Consider the following 7,476-nt stretch of genomic DNA (forward strand, 5'->3'; position numbering starts at 1 on the left):
TTAAGGCTTCCTTCCCCGCCAACCGGTCACCGGCAATTCAAACTTTCGCACCATCCGATCGGCAAACGGCGCCGAATCCAGTCGTACCCACTTGACCGGAGTCGCACCCCGAACAATCTCGACGCGTCCGCCCGCAGGCAGTTCCAGCGTGCGGCGACCGTCGCAGAACACCAACCCGTCGTGACTGCCGGCAACGGTCTCCACCGCAATCAGAGACTCCGGACTGGTGACGAGTGGACGCGCGAACAGTGCGTGAGCGTTGCTCGGAACCACAAGTAGCGCTTCGAGTTCCGGCCACACCACCGGACCACCGGCAGAAAACGCATAGGCCGTCGACCCCGTCGGCGTGGACACCAGCACACCGTCGCAGCCGAATGCCGACACCGGCCGCCCGTCAACTTCGAGAACCACTTCGAGAACACCCAGACGTGAGCGGTTTTCGATACTCGCCTCGTTGAGAGCCCACCCGCGATCGATGATCTCGTCATCGACGCGAATCACAACGTCCAACGTCATCCGGTGTTCCACGCGGTATTCCTTGCGGACTACCTGCGCGAGAGCCTCTTCGAGATGCTCGGCCTCGGTCTCCGCCAGGAACCCGATGCGTCCGAGGTTGATTCCGAGAACCGGAATCGACGCTTCCTGAGCTAACTCAGCGGCACGGAGAAAGGTGCCGTCGCCGCCGAGAACCAGAACCATCTCGCATCCGACTGCCGCTTCGGGACCTGGGTGAACAACTGTCACATCAAGATCCGGCGCCGAGAATCCCTCAGGCGCAGTCATTGCCTCGATACGCGAGCTGTCAGCTTCGTCGACCAGCACCCGCAGGCCAATGCCCGCGCTCTCGAAGATCTTTCCGACGCGTCTGGCAGTTTCGGCGATATCACGGCGACCCGGGTGTGCCACCAGGAGAATTTCGCGTGACTCACCTCCGGCAGTTGCATTCACTGCGGACCTTCCTCTACAGCTCTGCGGATCAGATCCTCGACCGACGGCGCATCGTCAGCCTGCTCCTGCGGCTCGGTTTCCTTCTTGAGCCACAGGAAGTACTCGACGTTTCCGGACGGGCCGGGCAGCGGACTCGCAACAACACCGGCGGTACGCAGGCCCACCTTGGCGGCAGCTTCGGACACTTCGAGGACAGCGGAAATCCGAAGCTCAGGGTCACGAACAACCCCACCTGCCCCGACTCGATCCTTGCCGACCTCGAACTGCGGCTTCACCATCGGAACAAGATCGGCGCCGTCTGCCGTGCACGCGACAAATGCCGGGAGCACAAGCTTGAGAGAGATGAACGAGAGGTCGGCAACAACCATGTCGACGGTCCCGCCGATGGTTTCGGCGTCGATGGCGCGGACATTGGTGCGGTCGATGACGTGAACCCGCTCGTCCGACTGCAGTCGCCACACCAACTGGCCGTATCCGACGTCGACGGCAACCACTTCTTTGGCACCGCGGGTCAACAGAACGTCGGTAAATCCACCGGTCGAGGCACCGGCGTCCAGACAGCGACGCCCCTCGACACTCAGCCCTGATTCGCCGAAAGTGTCAAGAGCGCCAATCAGTTTGTGTGCTCCGCGGGAGGCCCAAGAGACTTCCTGCTCGACCTCGACCACGCGCAGCGGTGTTCCGGCTTCGATGGCCGTAGCCGGTTTGGTGGCAACGGCGCCCGAGATGAGGACCCGGCCGGCCGAGATCAACTCTTGTGCGTGATCGCGTGAACGTGCCAATCCACGACGAACGAGTTCAGCGTCCACGCGTGCTCTACGTGCCATGTCAGACCCTGTCCACAGACGCCAGTGCTTGGACCAGCACCTCGTGTGCTTGTTCCAGTAATTGCGCCTTGTGTGGAATCACGCCTGCTCCGTGCTGATCGTTCGGATCCTGATCGAGTTGCCCGAGACTCACGAGCAAAGCGTCGACGTCGGACCGAATACGCTCCGGGTCAACACCTCGCGACGGCCCAGGCACACCGGTGCCGGGGCTCGTGTTTTTGTTGTTCGATATCGGGGTGCTCATCGCGCACAACGCTAGTGCATGACCATTGGTTGCGCACACATCCCCACCCCGCGAGTCGAACACTCTTGCGAGAATTTACGCCAACCACGAATCTACGACGCGTTGCACATCGGCGTTCGATGCCTCGACGTTTTCGAATGCCGGATGTTCCCATGCCACGGGAGCGAGTGCGCGCAGCAGCGACGTCTCGTCCCCCACCATGGGTCCGTCCACGACCAGTGCCGTCCCGGACGCGGAGATGGTCCACTTCGAGTCGGTGCCGACCTTCGACAATGCGGCAGGCTGGTTCAGTGCGTCCAGGGTTGCAGCAATGTAGGTGGGGTGCTGTTCGAGTGGAGCGCGCAGAACATCAGCGGGCGTGCTGACACCGGTCAGAACAAGCAGTGAATCAATCGAAACAGCATGCGCGCCTTCAATATCCGTATCGAGGCGATCGCCGACGACCAACGGTTTGGTGCAACCGCTGCGGAGCAATGCATCGTTCATGAGCGGGGCCGCGGGCTTGCCGGCCACCAATGGTTCTACCTTGGTCGCTGCGCGCAGCGCCGCGACCATCGAACCGTTTCCGAGCACCAAACCACGCTCGGAAGGCAGCGTGGTGTCGAGATTGGCCGCCACCCACAGTGCGCCTGCGCGAATAGCAAGGCACGCCTCGGCGAGGATCGACCAATCGGTTGCGGTCGAATGCCCTTGTACGACGGCTACTGGAGATTCGGCGAACTCACGAACCGGACGCAGTCCGACCCGAGTCACCTCGTCGGCAAGCGCTTCGGTGCCGACAACAAGGACCGCAGACCCGGGAGCGACCCGTTCGGCAAGCAAACGGGCAGCCGTCTGTGAACTTGTCACAACCCGGTCGTCGACAGAATCGAAGCCGAGTTCGGTCAGATGCGCAGACACGTCCGACGGCGACCGGCTCGCATTGTTGGTCACGTAGTAGAGCGCTTGCGATCCCTGGCCCAGAGCACTCTGGGTACCAGGAATCGCGTGAGCACCCGCGTAGAGCGTCCCGTCGAGATCGAGCAGAAGTACGTCGTACTGGCTGCGAAGAACCGTCACAGATCTTCTCCGGACAGCTCCGCCACCCGCTCTTCTGCATCCGTATCGCCCTCGAGATCTGCTGCTGCAGCATTGAGGAACCACTTCAGACCGTCTTCGACGCGGCCGGCCGCAACAAGTGCGTCGGCGTAGGCGTAGAACAGCCTGGCAGCAGACGCACCGGTGCGCTTTGCATCAAGATCGGCAGTCTGCAAGGTGACAACGGCCTGATCGAACTGGCCGAGATCCATCCGGGCGCCTGCTACGACCATCCGAAGCTCCGACGCTTCATCCCCCGACAGCAGTTTGGCTTCGTCACTACGACCGAGTTCGATCGCCCGCTCGGGGCGACCCAATCCGCGTTCGCAGTCAGCCATCACTGCAATAAGTCCAGGACCGCCGGCCATACGACGAGCTGCACGCAGCTCGGACAATGCTTCAGCCCATTCACCGGCGTGATACGCAGTGATTCCGGCAGCTTCACGAACAACCGCGATTCGGCCGGCGCGCTGACGGGCAGCACGGGCATGGAGCAGTGCAAGTTCCGGATCTTCGTCGACCAACTTGCCGGCCATGACGAGGTGACGCGCAACTGTGTTGGCGTTGTCCTTGTCCAAGCTCAGCAGATCACGACGAACAGCCGGATCAAGTTCGGTCGGTTCTACGTTGTCTGGTAGATCGGGTTCGTCAGGGCGTGCTGCCTGACGCTGATTGCGGTCACCGTCGCGTCCACGAGGGGTAAATCCACCCTCGCCGCCACGACGCGATCCGCCGCTTCTGTCTCCTCCGCCGCTGCGGCGGTCGCCGCCACCGCTGCTTCGGGGACCACGCCCGTCGTTGTCACGACGGGGGCCACCTGAACGAGGCGCTCCTCCCCCACGGAAGGACCGACGCTCGTCGCCATTCTCCGACACAGTCTTTCCTTTCATACAACGCACGAAAGGGGACCCAGTATGTTGGGTCCCCTTTCGGTTAACGGGTGTTCGGCGGTGTCCTACTCTCCCACACCCTGTCGAGTGCAGTACCATCGGCGCTGAAGGGCTTAGCTTCCGGGTTCGGAATGGGACCGGGCGTTTCCCCTTCGCTATGACCGCCGTAACTCTATGAAACTGTCACAGTAACTAACCGTGAACCAGATCCTCCACACACCCACCGACAAGTGTCGGTGAATGATGGGGAATCGAATTCAAGGTATCTGTGTGTTGTTTCAGATACCGCACAGTGGACGCGTAGCTTCTTTGTGGTAAGTCCTCGGCCTATTAGTACCAGTCACCTGCATACATTACTGTACTTCCAGTTCTGGCCTATCAACCCGGTGGTCTGCCGGGGGCCTTACCCCCTCGAGGGGGTGAGAAACCTCATCTTGGAACAGGCTTCCCGCTTAGATGCTTTCAGCGGTTATCCCTTCCGAACGTAGCTAACCAGCGGTGCTCCTGGCGGAACAACTGGCACACCAGAGGTTCGTCCGTCCCGGTCCTCTCGTACTAGGGACAGCCTTCCTCAAGTTTCTTACGCGCGCGGCGGATAGAGACCGAACTGTCTCACGACGTTCTAAACCCAGCTCGCGTGCCGCTTTAATGGGCGAACAGCCCAACCCTTGGGACCTACTCCAGCCCCAGGATGCGACGAGCCGACATCGAGGTGCCAAACCATCCCGTCGATATGGACTCTTGGGGAAGATCAGCCTGTTATCCCCGGGGTACCTTTTATCCGTTGAGCGACACCGCTTCCACTTGCCGGTGCCGGATCACTAGTCCCGACTTTCGTCCCTGCTCGACCTGTCAGTCTCACAGTCAAGCTCCCTTGTGCACTTGCACTCGACACCTGATTGCCAACCAGGCTGAGGGAACCTTTGGGCGCCTCCGTTACATTTTGGGAGGCAACCGCCCCAGTTAAACTACCCACCAGGCACTGTCCCTGAACCAGATCATGGTCCGAGGTTAGAGGTCCAATTCGATCAGAGTGGTATTTCAACAACGACTCCACGATAACTGGCGTCACCGTTTCACAGTCTCCCACCTATCCTACACAAACCGAACCGAACACCAATACCAAGCTGTAGTGAAGGTCCCGGGGTCTTTTCGTCCTGCCGCGCGTAACGAGCATCTTTACTCGTAATGCAATTTCGCCGAGTCTACGGTTGAGACAGCTGAGAAGTCGTTACGCCATTCGTGCAGGTCGGAACTTACCCGACAAGGAATTTCGCTACCTTAGGATGGTTATAGTTACCACCGCCGTTTACTGGGGCTTAAATTCTCAGCTTCGCTCCCGAAGGAACTAACCGGTCCTCTTAACCTTCCAGCACCGGGCAGGCGTCAGTCCGTATACATCGTCTTACGACTTCGCACGGACCTGTGTTTTTAGTAAACAGTCGCTTCTCACTGGTCTCTGCGGCCCCACCCAGCTCAGACAGTAAATGTCGTCACCAGACAGGGCCCCCCTTCTCCCGAAGTTACGGGGGCATTTTGCCGAGTTCCTTAACCATAGTTATCTCGATCGCCTTAGTATTCTCTACCTGACCACCTGTGTCGGTTTGGGGTACGGGCCGTGTGAAAGCTCGCTAGAGGCTTTTCTCGGCAGCATAGGATCACTGAATTCGCCTCAATCGGCTACGCATCACGTCTCAGGCTTAATGTGACCCGGATTTGCCTAGGTCACGCCCTACACGCTTACACCGGTATTACCACTGACCGGCCCAGCTACCTTCCTGCGTCACCCCATCGCTTGGCTACTACCAGATCAGGTCCCGTGCATCCACCAACTCGAGACCCGAAGGTCTTCTCGTGGCTTCAGGACGGTTAGTATCACTGATTCACCATGGGCGCGTTCACACGGGTACGGGAATATCAACCCGTTGTCCATCGGCTACGCCTGTCGGCCTCGTCTTAGGTCCCGACTCACCCTGGGCGGATTAACCTGGCCCAGGAACCCTTGGTCATTCGGCGGACGAGTTTCTCACTCGTCTTTCGCTACTCATGCCTGCATTCTCACTCGTGTGGCCTCCACGGCTAGGTCACCCTGCCGCTTCCATGGCCACACGACGCTCCCCTACCCATCCACACACCTGCCCAACACTCCGCAGAGTGAAGGGGGGCTATTGCGTGAATGCCGCAGCTTCGGTGGTGTACTTGAGCCCCGCTACATTGTCGGCGCAGGATCACTTGACCAGTGAGCTATTACGCACTCTTTCAAGGGTGGCTGCTTCTAAGCCAACCTCCTGGTTGTCTTCGCGACCCCACATCCTTTTCCACTTAGTACACGCTTAGGGACCTTAGCTGGCGATCTGGGCTGTTTCCCTCTCGACTACGAACCTTATCGCCCGCAGTCTCACTGCCGCGCTCTCACTCACCGGCATTCGGAGTTTGGCTGATTTCGGTAAGCTTGTGGGCCCCCTAGACCATCCAGTAGCTCTACCTCCGGTGAGAAACACGCGACGCTGCACCTAAATGCATTTCGGGGAGAACCAGCTATCACGGAGTTTGATTGGCCTTTCACCCCTACCCACAACTCATCCCCTCAGTTTTCAACCTAAGTGGGTTCGGTCCTCCACGACGTCTTACCGTCGCTTCAACCTGGCCATGGGTAGATCACTCCGCTTCGGGTCTAGAGCATGCCACTATGATCGCCCTATTCGGACTCGCTTTCGCTACGGCTACCCCACACGGGTTAACCTCGCGACATGCCACTAACTCGCAGGCTCATTCTTCAAAAGGCACGCCATCACCCCCCACACCGAAGTGTGCAAAGGCTCTGACGGATTGTAAGCGCACGGTTTCAGGTACTATTTCACTCCCCTCCCGGGGTACTTTTCACCTTTCCCTCACGGTACTAGTCCGCTATCGGTCACCAGGGAGTATTCAGGCTTATCGGGTGGTCCCGACAGATTCACACCAGATTTCACGGGCCCGGTGCTACTTGGGTTTCCATTACAACAGTCACAAAGTTTTCGTGTACGGGATTCTCACCCTCTACGACAGGCCGTTCCAGACCACTTCCACTAACCTCATGATTTCTTACTGTTGGCCAACACGGCAGCATTGACAAAATGAACCCCACAACCCCACGAATGCAACACCTGCCGGCTATCACACACCCATGGTTTAGCCTCTTCCGCTTTCGCTCGCCACTACTCACGGAATCACGGTTGTTTTCTCTTCCTGTGGGTACTGAGATGTTTCACTTCCCCACGTTCCCTCCACACGCCCTATATATTCAGGCGCGGGTAACACGACATCACTCGTGCTGGGTTTCCCCATTCGGACATCCTCGGATCACAGCTCGGTTGACAGCTCCCCGAGGCTTATCGCAGCCTCCTACGTCCTTCATCGGCTCCTGGTGCCAAGGCATCCACCGTACGCTCTTCATTACTTACAACAAAGATGCTCGCGTCCACTGTGCAGTTCTCAAACAACACACAAC

At 59.1% G+C, this 7,476-nt stretch carries 5 protein-coding genes and 2 rRNA genes; all 7 read right to left on the minus strand.

Translation table 11 applies throughout. The annotated features are described in order from the left end of the window. On the minus strand, positions 1–948 hold the full coding sequence (locus tag C7T36_RS24045) for an NAD kinase (protein ID WP_033231883.1): 948 nt from the start codon (positions 946–948) through the stop codon (positions 1–3). Continuing rightward, the gene (locus C7T36_RS24050; RefSeq protein ID WP_045067874.1) at positions 945–1,775 is read right to left on the minus strand and encodes a TlyA family RNA methyltransferase; all 831 of its coding nucleotides are present in this window, start codon (positions 1,773–1,775) and stop codon (positions 945–947) included. Before C7T36_RS24050 ends, C7T36_RS24045 begins: the two co-directional genes overlap by 4 nt. Before the next feature lies 1 nt (position 1,776). Further along, on the minus strand, positions 1,777–2,019 hold the full coding sequence (locus tag C7T36_RS24055) for a hypothetical protein (protein WP_033231881.1): 243 nt from the start codon (positions 2,017–2,019) through the stop codon (positions 1,777–1,779). A 75-nt stretch (positions 2,020–2,094) separates the two neighbouring features. Then, positions 2,095–3,078 carry an HAD-IIA family hydrolase gene (locus C7T36_RS24060; RefSeq protein WP_045067875.1) on the minus strand — a complete coding sequence of 328 codons (984 nt, stop codon included), beginning with the start codon at positions 3,076–3,078 and terminating at the stop codon, positions 2,095–2,097. Continuing rightward, the gene (locus C7T36_RS24065) at positions 3,075–3,971 is read right to left on the minus strand and encodes a hypothetical protein (RefSeq protein ID WP_230590016.1); all 897 of its coding nucleotides are present in this window, start codon (positions 3,969–3,971) and stop codon (positions 3,075–3,077) included. The genes C7T36_RS24060 and C7T36_RS24065 overlap by 4 nt, the downstream gene beginning before the upstream one ends. Positions 3,972–4,038: 67 nt before the next feature. Continuing rightward, positions 4,039–4,155 (minus strand): 5S ribosomal RNA (gene rrf / locus C7T36_RS24070). 141 nt (positions 4,156–4,296) lie between these two features. Next, positions 4,297–7,431: ribosomal RNA gene (locus C7T36_RS24075) — 23S ribosomal RNA — on the minus strand. Positions 7,432–7,476: the final 45 nt, after the last annotated feature.

It is taken from the genome of Rhodococcus sp. AD45-ID (assembly GCF_003023755.1).
Taxonomy (GTDB): Bacteria; Actinomycetota; Actinomycetes; order Mycobacteriales; family Mycobacteriaceae; genus Rhodococcus_F; species Rhodococcus_F globerula.